Below are 22,515 nucleotides of genomic sequence, written 5' to 3'. Positions count from 1 at the left end.
CACCGGGAGCAACCAGATGAAGACCCTTCTCCGGCCACAGACAGCCGTCGCCGCTCTCCTCCTCGCGCTCGCGTCTTCATCGGCACTGGCGGCTGCCAGCGAAGCGCAGCAGGAAGCCAACCGCAAGGCGGTGCTGGCGTTCTACGAGAAGGGGCTGAACCAGAAGGACGCCGACGCGGCGCTCGCCTATGTCGACAACCGCTATGTACAGCACAATCCCGGCGCGGCCGACGGCCGCGAAGGCTTCCGCAAGTTCATCGGCTTCCTGCGCGAGAAGTTTCCGAACTCGCACAGCGAGATCAAGCGCTCATTCGTCGACGGCGACTACGTGATCCTGCACGTCCACGCCGTGCGCGAGCCCGGCACCCGCGGCAACGCGATCATCGACATCTTCAAACTCGAGGACGGCAAGATCGTCGAGCACTGGGACGTGGCGCAGCCCATTCCGGAGAATCCCGCCAACAGCAACACGATGTTCTGAGGCATCGTGATGGCTTGTGTTCAGCCACTGGCATGATCAGGCTGGCGAGCGCGCCGGGACGCCCGCTATTGCTTGACCGCGATCCAGATCACGTGGCGGACACCGCGGCCTCGGCCGGTGGCGCGGACGGCAATTTCGTTGACCGCGAACCCGGCCCGGGTGAGCGATTTCGGGAACTTGGCATTCGGACCGGACGACCAGACGGCGAGCACGCCGCCGCGCCGCAACGCGGCGTGTGCGATCTTGAGCCCGGAGACATCATACAGCGCGTCATTGGCCTTGCGGGTGAGACCTTCAGGCCCGTTATCGACGTCGAGCAGGATGGCATCGAAGCCGAGCGGTTGGCGTTCGATCACGCTGGCAACATCCTCCTCCCGGATGCTCACGCGCGGATCGTTCAGGCTGCCGCCGAAGATCTCCGCCATCGGGCCTCGCGCCCAGGCAACGACCGCCGGCACCAGCTCGGCCACCGTGATCCGCGCCTCGGGTCCGAGCACGGCGAGCGCGGCCCGCAGCGTAAAGCCCATGCCAAGGCCGCCGATCAGAAAATGCGGCCGTGCGACCGTCTCGATCTTCTTCGCGGCAAGCGTCGCCAACGCCTCTTCCGAGCCCGACAGGCGGCTGTTCATCAGCTCGTTGGTGCCGAGCATGATCGAGAATTCGTGGCCTCGCCGCATCAGACGCAATTCACCCTCGGTGCCGGGAATGCGCGCGGTATCGATCTTTTCCCATGGAATCATGCGGCGGTTTGTATCATGGCAGGCACCTCTGCCGTAGCCCGGATGGAGCGAAGCGAAATCCGGGGTCTGCCCCGTCCGCATGAGACGCTGTCCCGGATTACGCTTCGCTTCATCCGGGCTACGAAGGCGTGAGCCTAGCCGCCTGTCCAGACGTCGAGCACGTAGCGGTTCCTGGTGCCCATTTCCTCGATCCAGCGCGCGGCGGCGTCGGTGTCGACACCGGTGCGCTCGCGATAGATCGAGATCAAGGTCGCCTTGACGTCGGGCTCCATCCTGCCGCCGTCGCCGCAGACATAGACGACCGCGCCCTTCTGGATCAGCTCCCAGACCCGGTCCTTGTGAGCGGCGACAAGGTGCTGCACATAGGTCTTCGGGCCATCGGCACGCGAGAAGGCGGTGTGGAGTTCACTGACGCCGTCGGCTGCGAACGCCTTCAGCTCATCCGCATAGATGAAGTCCTGCTCGGGGTGCCGGCAGCCGAAGAACAGCATCGCCGGCCCCAGCGTCGCGCCTTGCGCCTTGCGCGCGGCGCGCTCCTGCAGGAAGCCACGGAACGGTGCGAGCCCGGTGCCCGGCCCGATCATGATGATCGGCACGGCGTTGTCGTCCGGCAGGCGGAAGCCGGCCTTGGTCTCCTTGATGGTGGCGTGGACGGTGTCGCCGGCGCGGCGGCGCGCCAGATAGTTCGAGCACACGCCCTTGTAGATGCCGTGGCCGGAACTTGCCGGCGCCTCCACCACGCCCACGGTGACGCTGCAGCGCTGCGCCTCGCCGGCCGGAGACGACGAGATCGAATAATAGCGCGGCGCCAGCAGCGACAGCATTTCGAGATAGAGGTGGAACGGCAGCTCGCAGGCCGGATATTCCTCGAGCAGGTCAAATACCGATTTGCGCTTCGCCAAGACGTCGGCGCGATAGCGCGCGGCCGAGGCATCGTCGTCCCCGACATAGGCCATCAGCTTCGGCTTGGTCACCGGGCAGCGAGTGTGCTCGGCCATGATCTGGATCTGCTTGCGGGTCGCGACCTGCTGCAGCTCGACGAACTCGGTGAGCAGCCGTCCGACCGACACGGCGTTGCCGACCGGCAGTTGCGCGCGGCGGCCTTCCGAGACCTGCAGACGGATCTGGTCGGCCGGCAGGAAGCCGAAGCGGCGCGCAACGGAATCGACCAATGTAGGATCGTTGCGCGGCACCACGCTGAGATGATCGCCGACGCGGTATTTCAGACTGGACGGCAGCTCGACCTCGATATGCCGGGTCGAACGCTCCGACGGATGAGCGCCTGCCTTGGTCTGCAGCTCGCTATTGGCGAGCACCTTCATCGGCACCGCGCCGCCCTGTGTCACGATGGTATTGACCGCACCCTGCGCCACCGGCTCGATCGCGTAGAGCGGTTCGTCCTCGGCGGTGCGGGTGAAATTCCAGTCGATGCCGAATTCCTTGGTCGCGACCTTGGCCGCCTCCGGGAACCATTTCTGGAACTGGCCGTCGAGATCGCTGCGCGCGTCGCCCTCGCCGCGCGGATAGACGGCGCGCGCGCCATGTTTGGTGAGCTGCTCGTCGATGAAGCGCGGCACCGACTGGTAGGTCGCCGCCCAATCGCTGTTGCCGCAGCCGAACACCGCGTAGCGGACCTTGGCGAAGGCATCCTTCGGCAGGTCGCTGTCGAGCCATTTGACGAACTGCGTCGCGTTGTCGGGCGCCGCGCCATTATAGGAGGCGCAGATGATCAGCACGCCGCCCTCCTCCGGCAGCTTGCCCACATAATCGTCCAGCGGACCCAGCCGCGTCGCGAAGCCGTTGATCTCCGACAGATCGGCCATGCGGGTCGCCAGTTCCTCGGCGGAGCCGAGATTGGAGCCGTAGAGCACCAGCATCGGCGTGTTGTGGCCGGGACGCGTGGTCGGCGCGCGCGGAGCCTTCGGCGCGGCCGCAACCGCGCCCGTGCTGCCGGCGAACGCGCCGCGGTCCTTGTCGTCGCGCGGCCGCACCTTGATCCTGAAGCCATCCGGCTTGACGGTCAGCGTCTCCTTCAGATGCATCTGGTAGCGATGCACGTCGATCAGCTTGAAGCGTTGCAGGATCATCCCGATCGCCAGCGCCGCCTCGTGCATGGCAAAGCCGCGGCCGATGCAGGCGCGCTGGCCGTTGCCGAACGGCTTCCAGGCATTGATCGGGCGCTTGGCCTCCGCCTCACGGCTGAAATTCTCGGGATCGAACACGTCGGGGTTCGGACCCCAGACGCTGGGATCGCGATGCAGCGCCATCACCAGGATGGTGATGAAGGTGTTCTTCTTCAGCTTGTACTTGCCGCCGATCATCTCATCGTTGAGCGGCGCGATGCCGTAGGCCGGCGCCGGCGGCCACAGCCGCAGCGCCTCCTTCAGGCATTGCGTGATGTAGGTGAGTTGGGTCACCTGCTGATAGGTCGGCCGCGCATTGACGTCGGGACCGAGGACGCGATCGACCTCCTCATAGGCCTTCTTCAGCACCTCCGGGTGCTTCAGCAGCGCGTAGATCGTGCACGACAACAGGCCGCTGGTGGTCTCGTGGCCGGCGATCAGGAAGGTGTTGATCTGGTAGCGGATGTTGACGTCGTCGAGCTGCTCGCCGGTGGCGCGGTCGACGCCGGTCATCATCGCCGCCAGCATGTCCTTCTTGTCGTCGGTCGCGGCGGTGCTGCCGCGCCGCTCGGCGATGATCTCGTCGACCATCTTGTTCATGAAGGCGACGTCGTCGGCCAGCGTCCTGCGCCGCTTCTGCATCCACAGACCCTCGAGCGGCAGGCCGCGGGTCATCATGATGGTTTCGAGCGAGCGCACCAGCGATTCCACGAACGGGTGGTAGTCGCGGCGGTAGAACGAGTTGAAGCGGTAGTCGAAGCCGCAGAGGCCGATGGTGTCGAGGGTGAGCGCCGTCATATCGTGGACGACCTCGATCTCCTCGTCGGCGTTGAGGCGCTCCCATTTCTTGACCAGCTGCTCGGCGATGTCGACCATGCTCGGGTGGTACGACTGCATGGCGCGGTTGCCGAACGGCTGCATCAGGATGTTGTGCGCCTTGCTCCAGTTCGGCTCCTTGGTGTCGGCGGTGAACAGGCCGTCGCCGCCGACCGCACGCACCCGGCGCAGCGAGCCGCGCACCGCCTTGTCGAAGCGCTTCTCGTCGGAGAGCTCGTCGACGAGATCGTGGCCGGACACGATCACGAGCGGCGCGCCCATCATGTCGAGCCAGAAGATCGGTCCGAGCTCCTTGGAGAGCTTGACGAGATGCTGCACCGGCGCGGTCGAGTCCAGCGACAGCATGTTGCCGACCACCGGCTTCGTCGGCGGATGCGGAATCGGACTCAGTCTGTTGCCGGACGCCATTTTCGAAGTGCCCCCTCTAACCTCAGTCATTCCGGGATGGTCCGAAGGACCAGACCCGGAATCTCGAGATTCCGGGTTCGATGCTGCGCATCGCCCCGGAATGACGACGCTGCCGTCAGCCAAACCGCTTTCTGCGCCATTCGATCAGCTTCGCGCTGACTTCGTCAGGCTTTTCCTGCTGCGTCCAATGGCCGCTGTCCTTGACCAGATACTTCTCGAGGTCCGGCACCAGCCGCTCCATGCCGTCGGCGGCCGAGGGCGGCAGCACCGCGTCGTTCTCGGCCATGATCATCAGCGACGGCACCCGGACGTGATGGTCCAGCCCGGCCGAGCGCTCCCAGTTGCGGGTGAAATTGCGATACCAGTTGATGCCGCCGGTGAAGCCGGTCTTGATGAAGGTGTCGACGAACACCTTTTTCTCGTCCGCGGACAGGATCGGCGTGCGCGGATCATGCTTGGCGTCGTAATTCGCGATCATCTGCGGAAACGCCAGGTTGAGCCGCGCCGAGGCGCCGACGCCGGCGATCGGCTGTTCGGGCGGCGCGTCCGCCGGACGCGGCACCGGCTTGCGCATGAAGGCGTCGAAGGTCTGCTCGACGCGGCTGCCGAAGATGCGGTCGGGCTCGCGCGCCGGATCCTGGAACTGGACGATGTACATGTGATCGCCGAAGCGCTGGCGGAACAGCGCGATCGGATCCATCGGCGCGCGGTCCCAATGCGGCGTGTTGACGCCGACGACGCCGGCGACCCGCTGATGATGCCTGAGCGGCATCTGCCAGACGACAAAGCCGCCCCAGTCGTGACCGACGAAGATCGCCTTGTCGATCTTGAGATGGTCGAGCAGGCCGACGAGGTCGCCGGTCAGGTGCTCCATGTCGTAGGCCTCGACCGGCTCCGGCCGGTCGGTCGCGCCATAGCCGCGCTGATCCGGCGCAATCACCCGGATGCCGGCCTCGCCCAGCGCCTTGATCTGGTGGCGCCAGGAGAACGCCAGTTCAGGCCAGCCGTGGCACAGCACCACCGGCGGCGTGTCGGTCTTGGGGCCTGCTTCATAAAACCCCATGCGGATGCCGTTCGTCTCGGCGAACTGCAGCGGTGGCATCTCAATCATCGACAGGGATCCTTATTCGGCTGCGCCCTTGATGTCCGCGGGCGGGGGAGCGAACGCCGCCTCGAGGACATCGAACTCGAGCGGCAGCATGTCGCACATCACCTGCACGTGGGGAATGATGTTGGCGCCCACGATGAAGCCGAAATCGAGCTGATCGCGGTAGCTCTGCACGGTGATGTTGAGCGCCACGCCGTGGGTCGAGATCGAAACCGGGAAGATGTGCAGCAGCTCGGCACCCGCCGCATACAGCGTCTGCCGCGGCCCCGGCACATTCGAGACCGTGATGTTGGTGGCCGGCGGCAGCACGTTGGAGAGGTCGGAGCGGCTGTAAAGCAGCGCCATGATCTGCACCAGGATCGGCGCGCCCAGCAACGAGATGTTGGTGACCTGCGGCACCAAAGCGCGCAGCGGATGCGACATCTCCTTGGACTTGGTCGACTGCGCGATGATGGTTTCGAGCCGCTTCCTTGGGTTTTCGATGTCGGTCGCGATCGAGCAGATCATGCCGAACACCTGGTTGTTGGATTCGGCGTTGCCCTCCTCGCGCAGCGAGATCGGAACGCCTGCCGTCAGCGACTTGTTCGGCAGCGCGCCCTGGCTGATCAGATAGCGCCGCACCACGCCGGAGGCGAGCGCCAGCACGACGTCGTTGAGCTTGCCGCCGGACGCCTTCGCCAGTGCCTTGGCACGCGACAGCGAGATCGAGGTGCCGGCAAAGCTGCGCTCGGACGAGATCGCCTTGTTGAGGATGGTCGGCGGCGAGGACATCGCCTGCAGGCTCTCGCGCGACCTCGGATCGGCGACCTTGGCGACGACGTCGGACAGGCTCTTCATGACCGTCGGCATGGAGCCGGCGAACTTCACCGCGCTCTCGATCTGAAACATGGCGTTGTCGAACAGGATCGAGCCGAGGTCGCTCTTGCCGGAACGCGGCAGCTCCAGGCTCTTCTGCGCGGCGGCGGCCGCCTCGAACGGCTGGGTCCAGAGTTGCTGATAGGCATCGATCAGATTGGCCGCGATGTCGCGCGGTTCCTGCGCGACCTTCTTCGCGCTCGGCGGCTCGATCTCGCGCGGCACCGGCGTCAGGTCGTAGATCATGCTGGTCAGCGCCGCGCCGGCGCCGCCGTCGATGCAGGCATGGTGCATCTTGGAATAGAGCCCGATCTCGTTGTCCTTCATGCCCTCGAAGACGTAGAACTCCCAGAGCGGGCGGGCGCGGTTCAACAGCTTGGCGTGCATCCAGCCGACGATACGCTCCAGCGTCGCGCGATCGCGCGGCTCCGGCAGGCTGGCGCGGAAGATGTGGCGGTCGATGTCGAACTGGTCGTCCTCGACCCAGGACGGATGATCGATGTCGAGCGGCGCCTTCTGCAGCCGCGCCTTGAGGATCGGCGCGATGTGCAGCCGCGAGGCGATCATCGCCTTGAACTCCTCGAAGAAGTCGCCCTTGTAGCCGTCGGGCAGGCGGAAGATCGCCATGCTGCCGACATGCATCGGCATTTCCGGCGTTTCCAGATAGAGAAACGATGCGTCCAGCGAGGACAGCTTCTTGGCGTCGCTCATGGTCTCCTCCCGAGAGCCTACTTACGCGGGCGCCTTGGGCGGCGCTTCTCGTCGTTTGGTCAGGATAGTGCCTGTTCTGCCGGCCCGTAGGCAATGGCAAAGGGGCCCGAGCGGTCAAAATGCCGGAATTCCCCTTCCGGCTGGGCCAGCCGGTCCGCAATTGCCCACAGCGCCGCGGGATTGACGCCGAGGCCGATATGGCTGGCGAAATGCACCTCGATGTTCTCGGCGGTGGCCGACGGCCGCACGCGCGAGGTCCGCCAGTTCACGATGCCATCGGTGCGGGAATAGATCGAGGTTGTCGGCACCGGCATGTCGCCGGCGATCGCGGCGCGGATCTCAGGGATGTCACCCACAGCTTCGCCGGACAAGAGCTCATAGAGCCGCGTCGCATTGGTGGCGCGGATGTCGTCGGCGAACGGGCTGCCCAGCGTCATGATGGAGCGCACCAGCTCCGGCATCTGCGACGCCAGGTCGCGCGCATAGACGCCGCCGAGGCTCCAGCCGATGATCGAGACCTTCCGCCCGGTCGCCTCATGGACCCGCTTCAGCAGGTCGCGCAGCGCAGCCCGCCTGCTGGAAATCCCGCCGAAATTGCGGCCCATGTTCCAGGCATAGGCATCGTAGCCGAGCTCCTTGAGATAGCGCCGCATCGGCGCCATCGAAAGGTCGCTGGCAAGGAAGCCCGGCAGCGCCAGCACCGGATGACCATCGCCCTTCGGCGCCTGCATCAGGAGGGGTGACAGCAGCAGGCTCGAATTGAGTTCGAGCACGCCGCGCGCCTCCGCCAGCATCAGGAACAGGCTCGGCGGGCGCAACCGGCGTTCGGTCCCATCAACGCTCCTGTCCATGTCGGTCACTATTTCTTCTTGCTCGTGCCGCCGAAGCCGGCCATCGCCACGAACATGTCCTGGAAGCGTTCGGCGAGCTTGGGATCGAAGGTGAACCAGCTCTGCATCAGCGATTCCGGTGAGATCTTGTCGATGTTCGACGTCATCTGCTGCTGCAGCTTGTCCATCACCGCCGCCTGCATCGGCCCCACATCGGGCAGGCCGAAGAATTGCCGCGCTTCGAGGGGCGTACAATCTATCTCGACGTTGACTTTCATATCCGCCTCCTCAAATGCGCCTTGGCCCGCCACAGTATCGCCGGGACGGGGCGAGTTGCGCAAGCGAGCCGTACCTGCCCCGGGGGGCAGTCGGCCTCAATCATCCGTTATGGTCAACCAAACCGTTTGGAGCGGTTGCTCGAGGCGCGCCGGTGATCATTCCCGTGACCGACAAGCGGCACTCCGAAAGTCGAATGTCACGCGTTCGCGCCTACAGCCTACTCTCCAAGCCGGTTCATTGCGCTGCACCCGCGCGGATGGGTTAACCCTTTGGCAAATCGCGCTTGCGCGGCCGGTAAACTCTGGCAACATGGATCAATAATACCAGCCGGACAAAGCAGCCGGCGGACAAAAACGGGGACGCGGGATTACATGTCGGGACGTTGGAGTTTGTTTGCGGCCACTGTCGCCGCACTCGTCGCCTTTGCTTTGCCGGCATCGGCCCAAACGTTGAAGTATGCGAACCAGGGCGAGTTGAAGTCGCTGGATCCCTACACGCTGAAGGAAACCACGACGATCGCGCACCACGCCCACGTCTACGAAGGCCTCACCGCGCGCGACAAGGACCTCAAGATCATTCCGGCCCTGGCGGAAAGCTGGGAGACGCTGAGCCCGACCAAATGGCGCTTCCATCTGCGCAAGGGCGTGAAATTCCACAATGGCGATCCCTTCACCGCCGACGACGTGCTGTTCTCGGCCGAGCGCGTCCGCGCCAAGGGCTCCAACTTCCTCAGCAACGTCCCGGCCGACGCCAAGTTCAGCAAGGTCGACGACTACACCGTCGACGTGACGCTGGACTCGCCCAATCCCATTCTGATCTCACAATGGGATAGCTGGTACATCATGGACAAGAAGTGGTGCGAGGAGAACAACTCGGTCGCACCGACGCCGGCCTCCGCAACCACGCCGAGCTACGCGGCGCTGCACGAGAACGGCACCGGCCCCTTCACGATCGAGAGCCACCAGCCCGGCGTGAAGACCGTGTTCAAGGCGTTTGCCGGCTATTGGCGCAAGCCCGAGCATAATCTCAAGGAGATCATCTTCACCCCGATCGGCTCCGACGCCACCCGCGTTGCCGCGCTGCTCTCGGGCGAAGTCGACGTGATCGAACCGGTTCCGCTCCAGGACATCCAGCGCGTCAATTCCAGCGGCGTCGCCACCGTCATGACCGCGCCGGAGATTCGCACCATCTTCATCGGCATGGATACGGCGCGGGACGAGCTGCTGTATTCCAACGTCAAGGGCAAGAATCCGTTCAAGGACATCCGCGTCCGCGAAGGCTTCTACAAGACGATCGACGTCGATCTGATCAAGACCCGCGTCATGCGCGGCATGTCGACCCCTTCGACGTTGATGATCGCCCCCGAGCTTTATCCGCTGTCGAAGGAATTCACCCGGCCGAAGCTCGATCCTGATGGTGCCAAGAAGCTGCTGGCCGACGCCGGCTATCCGAACGGCTTCGAAGTCACGATGGACTGCCCGAACGACCGCTATGTCAACGACGCCGCGATCTGCCAGGCGGTGGTCGGCATGCTGGCCCGCATCGGCGTCAAGGTGAACCTGCTGGCGCAGCCGAAGGCGCAGTATTTTGCCAAGGTGCTGAAGCCCGGCGGCTACCAGACCTCGTTCTTCATGCTGGGCTGGACGCCCGCGACGTCCGACTCGCACAACGTGCTGCACGACATCCTCGGCTGCCGCGACGATCCGAAGGATGCCACAAGGGGTGAGGCCAATCTCGGTGGCTATTGCAACAAGGAAGTCGACGCGCTCACCGACAAGGTGCTGATCGAGGGCGACACTGCCAAGCGCGACCAGTTGATCAAGCAGGCCTACGACATCGTCATCAAGGATTACGGCTACATTCCGCTGCATCAGCAACCGCTGGTGTGGGGCGTGTCGAAAAAGGTCAAATTGACCCAGCGCGCGGACAACCAGGTGCTGCTCTACTGGGCGACCAAGCAGGGTGAATAGTGGCTTTGGCGAATTGGGTCCCGGAAGCGCAGGCTTCCGGGACCTCGCGTTTTCCGGCCGCGCAAAGCCGCGCGCCGAATGTCAAAGGCAGTGAAAGGTAGAGATGCTGGCTTTCACTCTTCGCCGCTTCCTGCAGGCGATCGGCGTGATGCTCGCCGTGGGCGTGATCGCGTTCGCGATGTTCCGTTTCGCCGGCGACCCGGTGAACCAGATCGTCTCGATCGACACCTCGGCCGCGCAGCGCGCCGAAATCCGGCACTCGCTCGGCCTTGACGATCCCGTGCTGGTGCAGTTCGGCCGCTACTTCATCAATGCGCTGCAGTTCAAGTTCGGCGTGTCCTACCAGTTCCGCCTGCCGGTCTCCTCGCTGCTGGCGGAGCGGCTGCCGGCGACGCTGGAGCTTTCGATCTGCGCCACGCTGTTCGCGATGGTGGCCGGCATCCTGATGGGGGTCTATTCGGCGCTGCGCCGCGACACCGTGCTTGCCAAATTATTCCAGGCGGTATCGCTGATCGGCATTTCGCTGCCGACCTTCCTGATCGGCATCCTCCTGATCTATCTGTTCGCGGTGACGCTGGGCTGGCTGCCCTCCTTCGGCCGCGGCGAGGTGGTGAAGCTCGGCTGGTGGACCACCGGACTGCTGACCGTCTCGGGCCTGAAGGCGCTGATCATGCCGGCGATCACGCTCGGGCTGTTCCAGATGACCCTGATCATGCGGCTGGTGCGTGCCGAAATGCTGGAAGTGCTGCGGACCGACTATATCCGTTTCGCCCGCGCCCGCGGGCTGACCACGCGCGCAATCCATTTCGGCCATGCGCTGAAGAACACCCTGGTTCCCGTGATTACGGTGGCCGGCCTGCAATTTGGCTCGGTTATTGCTTTCTCGATCATCACCGAAACCGTGTTCCAATGGCCGGGCATGGGACTTCTCTTCGTGCAGGCCGTGCAGAATGTCGATATCCCGATCATGGCCGCATATCTGTTGATGGTCTCGCTGATCTTCGTCACCATCAATCTCGTGGTCGACATCCTCTACACCGTGGTCGATCCGCGCTTGCGCTCGACCGTCGGCCGCGCGGCGTGAGGGCTGACCGATGTCCGATGCCGTCAAGTCGGATCGTAGCCATGTCGTTCTGTGAGCCAAGGAGTTGAGTGTTATAGTTGTCTTCCTAAGACCGCTTGGCCTCCGACTTAGGCTGACGATGGTCGCCGCCGTGATTACGCTGCTGTTCTTTCTGCTCGCAATCTTCGCGTCGTGGCTCGCGGTGCAGAACCCGTTCGATCCGGCGCAACTGCAGCTGATCAACTCGCGGATCGCGCCGCTGTGGACCGCCGACGGCCAAAGCCCGTTCCTGCTCGGCACCGACGAGCAGGGCCGCGATGTGCTCTCGGCGATCCTCTACGGCCTGCGCATCTCCCTTGCGGTCGGCCTGGCCGGCGTGGTCTTTGCCGGCGCGCTCGGCATCGCCCTCGGGCTGATCGCAGGCTATTTCGGCGGCGTGGTCGACACCGTGATCATGCGGATCGCCGACGTGCAGCTCACCTTCCCCGCGATCCTGATCGCGCTGCTGGTCAATGGCGTCGCCAAATCGGTGCTCGGCAACCGGCTCGACGAGATGAGCACGCTCGGCGTCCTGATCATCGCGATCGGCCTCAGTTTCTGGGTGCAATATGCCCGCACCGTGCGCGGTTCGGTGATGGTCGAGAAGAACAAGGACTACGTCGCCGCGGCGCAGCTGATCGGCCTGCCGGCGCCGAAGATCATGCTGCGGCACGTGCTGCCCAACACGATGGGCCCGATCCTCGTCATCGCCACCATCAACCTCGCGCTCGCGATCATCACCGAGGCGACGCTGTCGTTCCTTGGCGCCGGCATGCCCGACACCATGCCCTCGCTCGGCACCCTGATCCGGATCGGCAACAACTATCTGTTCGCCGGCGAATGGTGGATCGTCGCCTTCCCCGGCATTGCGCTGGCCGGCCTGATCCTCTCCATCAACCTGCTCGGCGACTGGCTGCGCGACGCCCTCAATCCGAAGCTCCGATGACCAAGCCTGTTCTTTCCGTGCGCAATCTCGAGGTGGAATTCGTCACCCGCCGTGCGACCTTGCGCGCCATCAACGGCGTGTCGTTCGACATCGCCAAGGGCGAGGTGCTCGGCGTGGTCGGCGAGTCCGGCGCCGGCAAATCGGTCACCGGCCTTGCCGTGATCGGGCTCATCGATCCGCCCGGCCGCATCTCCGGCGGCGAGATCGAACTGTCGGGCACGCGGATCGACCATCTTCCGCTGGAGGAGATCCGCCGCATCAGGGGCAAGCGGATCGGCATGATCTTCCAGGATCCGCTGACCAGCCTCAATCCGCTCTACCGGATCGGCGACCAGATCATCGAGACCATTCGCACCCACAGCAATCTGAGCGAGAGCGCCGCGCGCAGGCGCGCCATCGATCTGTTGGCCGAAGTGGGCATTCCAGCGCCGGAGAAGCGCATCGACGGCTACCCGCACGAATTCTCCGGCGGCATGCGCCAGCGCGTCGTCATCGCGCTTGCGATCTGCGCCGAGCCCGAACTGATCATCGCCGACGAGCCGACCACCGCGCTCGACGTCTCCGTGCAGGCGCAGATCATCGCGCTGATCAAGCGCCTCGGCCGCGACCACGGCACCGCGGTGATGCTGGTGACCCACGACATGGGCGTGATCGCCGAGACCTGTGACCGCGTTGCGGTGATGTATTCCGGCCGCATCGCCGAGATCGGCCCGGTGCAGGAGGTGGTGCGCAATCCGCTGCATCCCTACGCCAGGGGCCTGATGGGCGCGATCCCGACGCTTGCCGGCGAGGACAAGCGCCTGGTGCAAATCCCCGGCTCGATGCCGCGGCTGTCGGCGATTCCGCCGGGCTGCCCGTTCAATCCGCGCTGCGCGTTTGCCTTCGATCGCTGCCACGTCGAACGCCCCGAGCCGATCCGACAGGGCACGCAGTTCGTTGCCTGTCATCTGTTCGAGCCGGCGAAGGAGACGGCGGCATGAGCGGAACATTGATCGAGGTCAGGAACCTGCGCCGCGTCTTCGACGTCTCCAAGCCGTGGCTCAACCGCGTGATCGAGGGCGGCCATCTCGAATTCCTGAAAGCCGTCGACGGCGTCTCCTTCGACATCAAGCGCGGCGAGACCTTCGCGCTGGTCGGCGAATCCGGTTCCGGCAAGACCACGGTCGCGCGCATGGTGGTCGGCCTGCTGCCGCCGAGTTCGGGCGAGGTCGTCATCGACGGGGTCTCGATGACCGATCCGCGGCAGGGCCAGGCGCGCCGCCGGCTGCGCCGGCGCATCCAGATGGTTTTCCAGGATCCCTATGCGAGCCTCAATCCGCGCTACCGGGTCGCCGCCATCGTCGCCGAGCCGATCCGCGCCTTCGACCTGATCCAGGGCGAGCGCGACATCAAGGCCCGGGTCGGCGAATTGCTCTCGCTGGTCGGCCTGCACCCCGACGACGGCCAAAAATTCCCGCACGAATTTTCCGGCGGCCAGCGCCAGCGCATCGCGATCGCCCGCGCGCTGGCATCCGAGGCCGAGTTCATCGTCTGCGATGAGCCGACCTCGGCGCTCGACGTCTCCGTGCAGGCGCAGATCCTCAACCTGATGCGCGACCTGCAGGACAAGTTCGGCCTCACCTATCTCTTCATCAGCCACAATCTCGCGGTGGTCCGCCACATGGCGAGCCGGATCGGCGTGATGTATCTCGGCCGCATCGTCGAGATCGCCGAAGGGCGAGAATTGTTCGAGAACCCGCGGATGCCCTACACGAAGATGCTGCTCGGCGCGGTTCCGGATCTTGCGATGTCCGGCCGGCAGCGTATTCCGGTGAAGGGCGAAATTCCCAACCCGATCGATCCGCCGCCAGGCTGCTCGTTCAACCCACGCTGTCCCCTCGCCTTCGATCTCTGCCGCCAGAAGACGCCGGAACTGATCGACGGCGTCGCCTGCCATGCCGTCAACAGTCCCGCCGTCGTTCCGGCATGATCACGAGGATGGGAGCGGCCATGTGCACCAAGCGGTTGGCATACCAGCCGGCCTGTGATCAAGTGCGGCCGCCAAAGAGGCCCAACAACAAACCGACGAACGGTCAATCGCCATGAGCAACATCAACCCCGATCCGTTCACAACCCGGCCCGAGATCGAAGGCACCTTCGGCGTCGTCACTTCGACGCACTGGATCGCCACCGCGGTCGGCATGGCAACGCTGGAGAAAGGCGGCAACGCCTTTGACGCCGGAGTAGCCACCGCCTTCACGCTACAGGTGGTCGAGCCGCACCTGAACGGCCCCGGCGGCGACGTGCCGATCATCGTGCACGACGTCAAGCGCGGCAAGAGCGAGGTGATCTGCGGCCAGGGCCCGGCGCCGGCGAAGGCAACCATCGCGCATTATCGCAGCGAGGGTCTCGAGATGGTGCCCGGCACCGGCCTGCTTGCGGCCTGCGTGCCCGGCACATTCGAATCCTGGATGCTGCTGCTGCGCGACTACGGCACCATGAAGCTGCGCGACGTGCTGGAGCCCGCGATCGCCTACGCACGCGACGGCTATCCGCTGGTCGAGCGTGCGTCGGCCACCATCAAGACCGTCGAGCAGCTGTTCCGGAAATACTGGACCACATCGGCCGACGTCTATTTGCCTGGCGGCGAGGTGCCGAAGCCCGGCACCATCTTCACCAACAGGAAGCTCGCGGAGACCTACGCACGCATCCTGAGCGAGGCGGAGAGCGCCGGCGGCGATCGCGTGGCGCAGATCGAGCGCGCGCGGCAGGCCTGGTCGAAGGGCTTCGTCGCCGAGGCGATCGACAAGTTCTGCCGCACCCAGGAGGTGATGGACGTCTCCGGCTCGCCGCATCGCGGCGTGCTGTCGGCCGACGACATGGCGCGCTGGCAACCGAGCATCGAGGCGCCGCTCACCTACGATTACGGCCGTTACACCGTGCAGAAGGCCGGGGTCTGGAGCCAGGGTCCGGTGATGCTGCAGCAGCTCGCGCTGCTGAAGGGTTTCGAGCTCGACGGGCTCGATCCCGCGGGCCCCGACTTCATCCATCTGCAGATCGAAGCCGCCAAGCTCGCCTATGCCGATCGCGAGACGTTCTACGGCGATCCGAAATTCACCGAGATCCCGATCGAAACGCTGCTGTCCGATGCCTATAACAACGAACGGCGCAAGCTGATCTCGAAAGACAAGGCGTCGCTCGACTTCCGCCCCGGCTCGGTCGAGGGCTTCGGCGGCGTCGTGAAGTTGCGACACGCCGAAGGGCATCGCGAAGCGGTCGGCGCCATGGGTGCGGGCGAGCCGACCGTCGGCCGGTTCGGCGAGGTGCGTGGCGACACCGTGCATTTCGACATCATCGACACGGCCGGCAACATGATCTCGGCGACGCCGTCCGGCGGCTGGCTGCAGTCCTCGCCGGTGATTCCCGAGATCGGTTTCTGCCTCGGCAGCCGCGCCCAGATGTTCTGGCTCGAGGAGAACCACCCTGCTTCGCTCGCGCCGGGCAAGCGGCCGCGCACCACACTCTCGCCGACCATGGCGCTGCGCGACGGCGAACCGTATCTCTCCTGGGGCTCGCCGGGCGGCGATCAGCAGGACCAGTGGATCACGCAGTTCTTCCTGCGCCATGTCCACGCCAGGCTCAATCTGCAGGAGGCGATCGACGCGCCGGCCTGGCACTCCGAGCATTTCCCGATCTCGTTCTGGCCGCGCACCTCGCGGCCCGGCGTCCTGGTGCTGGAAAACCGCGTGCCGAAATCGACCGTCGACGAATTGAAACGCCGCGGCCATGTGGTCGAGATTGGTCCAGATTGGTCGGAAGGCCGCCTCACCGCGGCCTCGAAGGTCGGTGGCCGCCGCCGCGCCGCCGCCAACCCGCGCGGCATGCAGGGTTACGCCGCAGGCCGCTAGACACGAAGGTTTGAGATGACCTGGTCGATCATCGCCCGTGACAGCGCCACCGGCCAGCTCGGCATCGCCGTCGCGACGCGGTTCTTCGCGGTCGGCGCGCTGGTGCCGCACATCGCACCCGCAATCGGCGCGGTGGCGACGCAGGCGCTGGTCAATCCTTATTACGGCATCGACGGCCTCGCGCTGTTACGCAGCGGCGACAGCCCGCATGAGGTGATCGCGGCGCTGATTGCGCCCGACAGCGGCCGCGAAAGCCGGCAGCTCCATGTCATGGACGCCAGGGGCCGCATCGCTGCGCATTCCGGCAAGGACTGCGTCGACTGGTTCGGCCATATCGCCGGCGACGGGTTCTCGATCGCCGGCAACATGCTGGCCGGCCCCGCGGTGCTCGACGAGACCGCGCGCGTCTATGCCGCGAACGAGAAGCTGCCGTTCGCGGAGCGGCTGATCAAGGCGATGTTCGCCGGCGAAGCGGCCGGCGGCGACAAGCGCGGCAAGCAGTCGGCGGCTCTCTTAATTCACGGCGCGGAGGAATGGCCATTGCTCGACCTGCGCGTCGACGACCACGCCGATCCCCTGCGCGAGCTGGAGCGGCTGGAGGCCGTCAGCCGCGAGCACTGGGCGCCATTCCGGAGCTTCATGCCGACCCGCGACAACCCGGCCGGAACCAGCGATCGCGCCACCATCGACGCCGGCATCGCGGCGGCAACCACGAGCCGTAAATGACAGCAGGCCCGCTGATCGAGATCGAAGGCCTGCGCGTCACCTTCCAGGGCGATGACGGCCGCACCACGCATGCCGTCGACAGCGTCGATCTCTCCGTCGCCAAGGGCGCCACGCTCGGCCTGGTCGGCGAGTCCGGCTGCGGCAAGAGCGTGACCTCGCTCGCGATCATGGGGCTGTTGCCGAAGCAATCCGCCGCGGTGTCCGGCGCGATCCGCTTCGACGGCTTCGACCTGCTCGAGGTGCCGGACGAGACGTTGCGCGACCTGCGCGGCGATCGCCTCGCGATGATCTTCCAGGAGCCGATGACCTCGCTCAATCCGAGCTTTACCATCGGCGACCAGATCACGGAGACGATTCTGCGCCACCGCGGCGGCTCCCGGCGCGCGGCGCGCGAACGCACCATCGAGCTGCTGCGCCGCGTGCATATTCCCTCGCCCGAGAAACGCATCGACGAGTTTCCGCACAAGCTGTCCGGCGGCATGCGCCAGCGCGTGATGATCGCGATGGCGCTGGCCTGCGACCCGCAGCTTCTGATTGCCGACGAGCCGACCACCGCGCTCGACGTCACCTTGCAGGCCCAGATCCTCGATCTGATGCGGGAGCTGAAGGCTGCGAGCGGCGCCGCGATCATCCTGATCACCCACGATCTCGGCGTCGTCGCCGAAGTCTGCGACGAGGTCGCGGTGATGTATGCCGGCGAAATCGTCGAGCGCGCGCCGGTCGACGAGCTGTTCGCCAATCCGCAGCATCCCTACACGGTCGGACTGCTCGGCTCGATCCCGCGGCTCGATCGCCGCACCAGCCATCTCGCCTCCATCGAGGGCATGGTGCCGAACATGGCGAACCCGCCCGCCGGCTGCCGCTTCGCCGCGCGCTGTCCGTTCGTCGAGGATGCCTGCACCAAATCGCCGCCGCCGCTCGCGCTGCTGAGCCCAACCCACGCCTCGCGCTGCCTCCGCGCGCCGCTGGAGCGGCTGGTGTCATGACCGCGCTGCTCGAGGTCGAAGGGCTGGTCAAGCATTTCGTCGCCGAACGCTCGCTGTTCGGCCGGCCGACCGCCCATGTGAAGGCGGTCGACGGCGTCAGCTTCACGGTCGAGGCCGGCAAGACGCTGGCGCTGGTTGGCGAATCCGGCTGCGGCAAATCCACCGTCAGTCGGCTGGTGCTGCGGCTGATCGAGCCGGATGCCGGCCGTATCCGCTTCGAGGGCCGCGACCTCGGCACGCTCAATGCCGAGCAGTTGCGCGCATTCCGCCGCGACGCGCAGCTGATCTTTCAGGACCCCTACGCCTCGCTCAACCCGCGCATGACGGTGAGCCAGATCCTGACCGAGCCGCTGGCACTGCACAATCTCGTCCCGGCCGCGGACCGCCGCGAGCGGGTCGAGCAGCTGTTGCGCCTGGTCGGGCTCGAGCCGCGGTTCGCGCGGCGCTATCCACATGAATTCTCCGGCGGCCAGCGCCAGCGCATCGCGATTGCCCGCGCGCTCGCGGTCGAGCCGAAGCTGATCATCTGCGACGAGCCGGTGTCGGCGCTCGACGTCTCGATCCGTTCCCAGATCCTGAATTTGCTGCGCGACCTGCAGGATCGCCTGAAGCTCGCCTACATCTTCGTCTCGCACGATCTCGCCGTAGTGAAGCACATCGCCGATCGCGTCGCCGTGATGAATCTCGGCACCATCGTCGAGACCGCGGATGCCCAAGCGCTGTTCGCCGCGCCGCGCCATCCCTATAGCCGCGCGCTGCTGTCGGCGATCCCGGTGCCGAAGCCGCGTGCGAAGCGCAGCCGCATCGTGCTGGAGGGCGAACTGCCGAGCGCGCTCAATCCGCCCTCCGGCTGCCGCTTCCATACCCGCTGTCCCTATGTGATCGCGCGCTGCCGCAGCGAGGTTCCGCAATTGCGCGAAGATGGCACCGGTTATGCATCGGCCTGTCACCGGACGGGCGAGCTGCCCGACGCGGAGGCGATCGTGCCCTCCGATGGCGGGTTCTCGCCGACACTGGAAAAGCTGGTGGCGGCGTTCAATGCGGCGGAAGCCTCGGGACAGCCCGGGGTTATTTCACAGGGAACAGAGGCGTAGGGAACAAGGGGTTGGCGATGAGATTTTGGCGCTTGGCGGTCCTGATGGCGGCCCTTGTGACCTGGTGCGGAACGAGCGCGCGTGCCGAGACGACACTCCGCATCGGGCTCGCCGAGGACCCGGACATCCTCGATCCTTCAATCGGACGCACCTATGTCGGCCGCATCGTCTTTTCAGCCTTCTGCGACAAGCTGTTCGACATCGACGAGAAGCTGAACATCGTTCCGCAACTCGCGCTGTCCTACGAGAACTCGGCCGACGGCAAGGAGATGACGATCAAGCTCCGGCCGGGCGTCAAGTTCCACGACGGTGAGCCGTTCGACGCCGAAGCCGCCAAATTCTCGCTGGAGCGCCATCTGACACTGCCGACCTCGTTTCGCAAACCGGAATTGGCTGCTCTCGACCACGTCGACGTCGTTGATCCCCTGACCATCAAGCTGGTGCTCAAGACGCCCTACTCGCCGCTGATCGCCCAGTTGACCGACCGCGCCGGCATGATGGTTTCGCCGAAGGCGGTGAAGGAAGCGGGTGACAAATTCGGACTGCATCCAGTCTGCGCCGGACCCTACAAGTTCGTCGAACGCGTGCAGCAGGACCGCATGGTGTTCGAGAAATTCGGGGATTACTGGAACAAGGACAACGTCTTCATCGATCGCATCGTGTTCCTTCCTATCGTCGATGCCACGGTGCGGCTCGCCAATCTGAAATCCGGCGGGCTCGATCTGATCGAGCGCGTGCTCGCCACCGATATCAAGGACGTCCGAGGTGACAAGCGGCTCGTGCTGTCGACCGCACCTGAACTCGGCTACCTCGGCCTCACCATCAACGTCGGCAACGACAAGAGCAAGGGGCCGCTCAGCCAGTCGGAAAAGGTGCGCCAGGCGCTCGATCTGTCGATCGACCGCGAGGCGCTCAACCAGGTCGTCTTCAACGGCGAGTTCACGCCGGGCAATCAGTGGGTCAGCCCGACACACCCTTACTATCAGAAGGCGTTTCCGGTTCGGGGACGCGACATTGCCAAGGCCAAGGCGCTGCTGAAGGAGGCCGGTGTCACGCTGCCCGTCGCCATCGACTACATGGTCCCCAAAGGCGCCGAGAACGAAGCCGTAGCCCAGGTCGTGCAGTCGATGGCGGCCGAAGCCGGCTTTGACATCAAGATCCGCGTGGTCGAATTCGCGACGACTTTCAAGCAGGCCCAGGCCGGCGAATTTCAGGTGTTTCAGATCAACTGGAGCGGCCGGATCGATCCCGACGGCAATTCCTATGTCTTCCTGCACACCAAGGCGCCGCAGAACGATGGCGGCTATTCTAACGCGGAAGCCGACAAGCTGATGGAAGATGCACGGCTGATCAACGATCCCGCCCAGCGCAAGGCAATCTACGAGAGGATGACCAGGATCGTGCTCAATGACGAGCCGATCATCTATCTCTATCACCGCACACTCCTGATCGCGCATTCCACAAAAGTCGCGGGTTACCGGCAGATGCCGGACGGATTGGTGCGCGTGGTCGGGCTGAAATTGAAATGATCGCCACAGCGCAGGACACGCGAGGCCGACAATGCTGAACTTCCTCGCCAAGCGGCTGGTTCAGCTGGTCCCGACGCTGTTCTTCGTCTCACTCCTGATCTTCTCGCTGCAACATTTGCTGCCCGGCGATCCGGCACTCGTCATGGCCGGCGAGGAGCGCGATCCGGCCGTCATCGAACAGATCCGCCAGCAATATCACCTGGATCAACCGATCCCGGTGCAATATGCCTATTGGGTCAAGGGCGTGCTCACGGGCGACCTCGGCGAGTCCCTGCGCAACAAGATGCCGGTGTCGAGCCTGATCGCGCAGAAGCTGCCGGTTACGATGCAAATCGCCGGCATGGCGATCGTGGTCGCCTTCCTGATCGGCATTCCCGCCGGCATCATCTCGGCGGTGAAAATCGGCACGGCGTGGGACTATGGCGCCAATTTGTTCGCGCTGTGGGGTATCTCGACGCCGAATTTCTGGCTCGGCATCATGCTGATCTTCCTGTTCTCCGTCGAACTTGGCTGGCTGCCGGCCTCCGGCTACGTGCCGCTCAGCGAAAACTGGCGCGCGAGCCTCGCCGCATCGGTCATGCCGGCCTTCGTGCTCGGCAATGCGATCGCGGCGATCCTGATGCGGCATACGCGAAGCGCGATGCTGCAGGTGCTGGAGAGCGACTATGTCCGCACCGCGCGCGCCAAGGGCCTGTCCGAGCGCACCGTGATCCTCAAGCATGCGATGCGCAACGCGCTGACGCCGATCATCACGCTCGGCGCGCTCGAGCTCGGCACGCTGCTGTCGGGCGCGGTGCTCACTGAGCAGATCTTCTCGATCCCGGGCTTCGGCAAGCTGATCGTCGATGCCGTGTTCAACCGCGACTATGCGGTCGTGCAGGGCGTGGTGCTGACCACGGCGACGATCTACATCACGCTCAACCTGATCGCCGACATCGCCTACATCCTCGTCAACCCGCGGCTGAGGGGTTGATCGGATGACCGACGTTGCACTCAGCCCCCTCGCTCCGCTTGCCGCCGCCGAAACGCTCGAGAGCCCGGCGCGGCGCGCCTGGCGGCGGCTGATCCGGCGCAAGGGTGCCGTGCTCGGGCTCACCGTGATCGCGCTCTTCATCCTGCTCGCCGTGTTCGCGCCGTTGATCGTGCCCTATGATCCGGTCGCGACGAGCTGGTCGCTGGTACGCAAGGCGCCGTCGGCGCAGCACTGGCTCGGCACCGACGAGCTCGGCCGCGACGTGTTCGCCCGCGTCGTGTTCGGCGCTCGCGCCTCGCTGCTTGCCGGCGTCATCTCGGTCGGCATCGCGCTTGCGGTCGGCGTGCCGCTCGGCCTCGTCGCCGGCTATCGCGGCGGTTTCATCGACGCGCTGATCAGCCGCATCACCGATGCGATGCTGGCCTGCCCGTTCCTGATCCTGGCGATCGCACTCGCAGCGTTCCTCGGCCCGAGTCTTAGCAATGCCATGATCGCGATCGGCGTCTCGGCGACCCCGATCTTCATCCGCCTGACCCGCGGCCAGGTGATGAGCGTCAAGGTCGAGGACTACGTCGAGGCGGCGCGCGCCATGGGCAATCCGCGCTGGCGCATCGCGCTGGTCCACATCCTGCCCAACATCCTGCCGGCGCTGCTGGTGCAGGCGACGCTGTCGATCGCGGCCGCGATCATCGCCGAGGCCGCGCTGTCGTTCCTCGGCCTCGGCCAGCAGCCGCCGGCGCCGTCCTGGGGCAGCATGCTCAACGCCGCGCAACGCTTCCTGACCAGCGCGCCCTGGATGGCGGTCTGGCCGGGGCTTGCGATCTTCCTGGTCGTGTTGTCGTTCAATCTGGTCGGCGACGGCCTGCGCGACGCGCTCGATCCGAAGGCGCGGTAGTGGATTCGTGCCACAGCGAGCGCCTATGCTCTCTC

Annotated in this window: 19 protein-coding genes; 13 read left to right on the top strand and 6 right to left on the bottom strand. The window is 65.3% G+C overall.

Annotated features, from left to right (window positions below; all coding sequences use genetic code 11):
* Window positions 1-16 precede the first annotated feature (16 nt).
* Window positions 17-481: a nuclear transport factor 2 family protein gene (locus tag Q2M23_RS34755; protein ID WP_316398456.1), complete on the top strand. Its 465-nt coding sequence runs from the start codon at window positions 17-19 to the stop codon at window positions 479-481.
* 65 nt (window positions 482-546) lie between these two features.
* Here the strand turns inward: Q2M23_RS34755 and Q2M23_RS34750 are convergent, their stop codons facing one another.
* The 6 genes from Q2M23_RS34750 to Q2M23_RS34725 all read right to left on the bottom strand — a co-directional run bounded on the left by Q2M23_RS34750 (window position 547) and on the right by Q2M23_RS34725 (window position 8,371).
* A complete protein-coding gene (locus Q2M23_RS34750) occupies window positions 547-1,221 on the bottom strand; it encodes a spermidine synthase (RefSeq protein WP_316398455.1) in 675 nt (224 codons plus the stop codon).
* Window positions 1,222-1,355: 134 nt separating this feature from the next.
* Entirely contained in the window at window positions 1,356-4,589 is a 3,234-nt protein-coding gene (locus Q2M23_RS34745; RefSeq protein ID WP_316398454.1) for a bifunctional cytochrome P450/NADPH--P450 reductase, read from the bottom strand.
* A gap of 115 nt (window positions 4,590-4,704) precedes the next feature.
* The gene (locus Q2M23_RS34740) at window positions 4,705-5,700 is read right to left on the bottom strand and encodes an alpha/beta hydrolase (RefSeq protein ID WP_316398453.1); all 996 of its coding nucleotides are present in this window, start codon (window positions 5,698-5,700) and stop codon (window positions 4,705-4,707) included.
* A 12-nt stretch (window positions 5,701-5,712) separates the two neighbouring features.
* Window positions 5,713-7,263, bottom strand: coding sequence for a wax ester/triacylglycerol synthase family O-acyltransferase (locus tag Q2M23_RS34735; RefSeq protein WP_316398452.1), 1,551 nt, complete (start codon window positions 7,261-7,263; stop codon window positions 5,713-5,715).
* A 59-nt stretch (window positions 7,264-7,322) separates the two neighbouring features.
* The gene (locus Q2M23_RS34730; RefSeq protein ID WP_316398451.1) at window positions 7,323-8,114 is read right to left on the bottom strand and encodes an alpha/beta fold hydrolase; all 792 of its coding nucleotides are present in this window, start codon (window positions 8,112-8,114) and stop codon (window positions 7,323-7,325) included.
* Between the two features lie 8 nt (window positions 8,115-8,122).
* On the bottom strand, window positions 8,123-8,371 hold the full coding sequence (locus tag Q2M23_RS34725) for a DUF6489 family protein (RefSeq protein ID WP_141340837.1): 249 nt from the start codon (window positions 8,369-8,371) through the stop codon (window positions 8,123-8,125).
* A 372-nt stretch (window positions 8,372-8,743) separates the two neighbouring features.
* Between Q2M23_RS34725 and Q2M23_RS34720 the strand changes: the two genes are divergently transcribed.
* From Q2M23_RS34720 to Q2M23_RS34665, 12 genes are all read left to right on the top strand, one after another.
* Window positions 8,744-10,342 (top strand): ABC transporter substrate-binding protein, encoded by a 1,599-nt coding sequence (locus Q2M23_RS34720; protein WP_316398450.1) that lies wholly within the window; start codon window positions 8,744-8,746, stop codon window positions 10,340-10,342.
* 103 nt (window positions 10,343-10,445) lie between these two features.
* Window positions 10,446-11,426 carry an ABC transporter permease gene (locus Q2M23_RS34715; protein WP_028331828.1) on the top strand — a complete coding sequence of 327 codons (981 nt, stop codon included), beginning with the start codon at window positions 10,446-10,448 and terminating at the stop codon, window positions 11,424-11,426.
* A gap of 64 nt (window positions 11,427-11,490) precedes the next feature.
* Window positions 11,491-12,390, top strand: coding sequence for an ABC transporter permease (locus Q2M23_RS34710; RefSeq protein ID WP_316398449.1), 900 nt, complete (start codon window positions 11,491-11,493; stop codon window positions 12,388-12,390).
* Window positions 12,387-13,370: an ABC transporter ATP-binding protein gene (locus tag Q2M23_RS34705; protein WP_316398448.1), complete on the top strand. Its 984-nt coding sequence runs from the start codon at window positions 12,387-12,389 to the stop codon at window positions 13,368-13,370. The genes Q2M23_RS34710 and Q2M23_RS34705 overlap by 4 nt, the downstream gene beginning before the upstream one ends.
* The gene (locus Q2M23_RS34700; protein WP_253609667.1) at window positions 13,367-14,359 is read left to right on the top strand and encodes an ABC transporter ATP-binding protein; all 993 of its coding nucleotides are present in this window, start codon (window positions 13,367-13,369) and stop codon (window positions 14,357-14,359) included. The genes Q2M23_RS34705 and Q2M23_RS34700 overlap by 4 nt, the downstream gene beginning before the upstream one ends.
* Before the next feature lie 112 nt (window positions 14,360-14,471).
* A complete protein-coding gene (locus tag Q2M23_RS34695; protein ID WP_316398447.1) occupies window positions 14,472-16,277 on the top strand; it encodes a gamma-glutamyltransferase family protein in 1,806 nt (601 codons plus the stop codon).
* Between the two features lie 15 nt (window positions 16,278-16,292).
* Window positions 16,293-17,003: a DUF1028 domain-containing protein gene (locus tag Q2M23_RS34690; RefSeq protein WP_316398446.1), complete on the top strand. Its 711-nt coding sequence runs from the start codon at window positions 16,293-16,295 to the stop codon at window positions 17,001-17,003.
* On the top strand, window positions 17,000-17,989 hold the full coding sequence (locus Q2M23_RS34685) for an ABC transporter ATP-binding protein (protein WP_057017607.1): 990 nt from the start codon (window positions 17,000-17,002) through the stop codon (window positions 17,987-17,989). The genes Q2M23_RS34690 and Q2M23_RS34685 overlap by 4 nt, the downstream gene beginning before the upstream one ends.
* Window positions 17,986-19,083 carry an ABC transporter ATP-binding protein gene (locus tag Q2M23_RS34680; RefSeq protein ID WP_057017606.1) on the top strand — a complete coding sequence of 366 codons (1,098 nt, stop codon included), beginning with the start codon at window positions 17,986-17,988 and terminating at the stop codon, window positions 19,081-19,083. The genes Q2M23_RS34685 and Q2M23_RS34680 overlap by 4 nt, the downstream gene beginning before the upstream one ends.
* 17 nt (window positions 19,084-19,100) lie before the next feature.
* Window positions 19,101-20,612, top strand: a complete 1,512-nt coding sequence (locus tag Q2M23_RS34675; protein ID WP_316398445.1) for an ABC transporter substrate-binding protein — start codon at window positions 19,101-19,103, stop codon at window positions 20,610-20,612.
* Window positions 20,613-20,643: 31 nt separating this feature from the next.
* A complete protein-coding gene (locus tag Q2M23_RS34670; RefSeq protein ID WP_016842919.1) occupies window positions 20,644-21,585 on the top strand; it encodes an ABC transporter permease in 942 nt (313 codons plus the stop codon).
* Window positions 21,586-21,589: 4 nt separating this feature from the next.
* Window positions 21,590-22,480: an ABC transporter permease gene (locus Q2M23_RS34665; RefSeq protein ID WP_076827116.1), complete on the top strand. Its 891-nt coding sequence runs from the start codon at window positions 21,590-21,592 to the stop codon at window positions 22,478-22,480.
* Window positions 22,481-22,515 lie beyond the last annotated feature (35 nt).

Origin of the sequence: Bradyrhizobium sp. 33ap4, from assembly GCF_032654765.1 — a bacterium.
GTDB classification, from domain to species: Bacteria; Pseudomonadota; Alphaproteobacteria; order Rhizobiales; family Xanthobacteraceae; genus Bradyrhizobium; species Bradyrhizobium australafricanum.
This window is presented reverse-complemented; position numbering and strand designations above follow the sequence as displayed.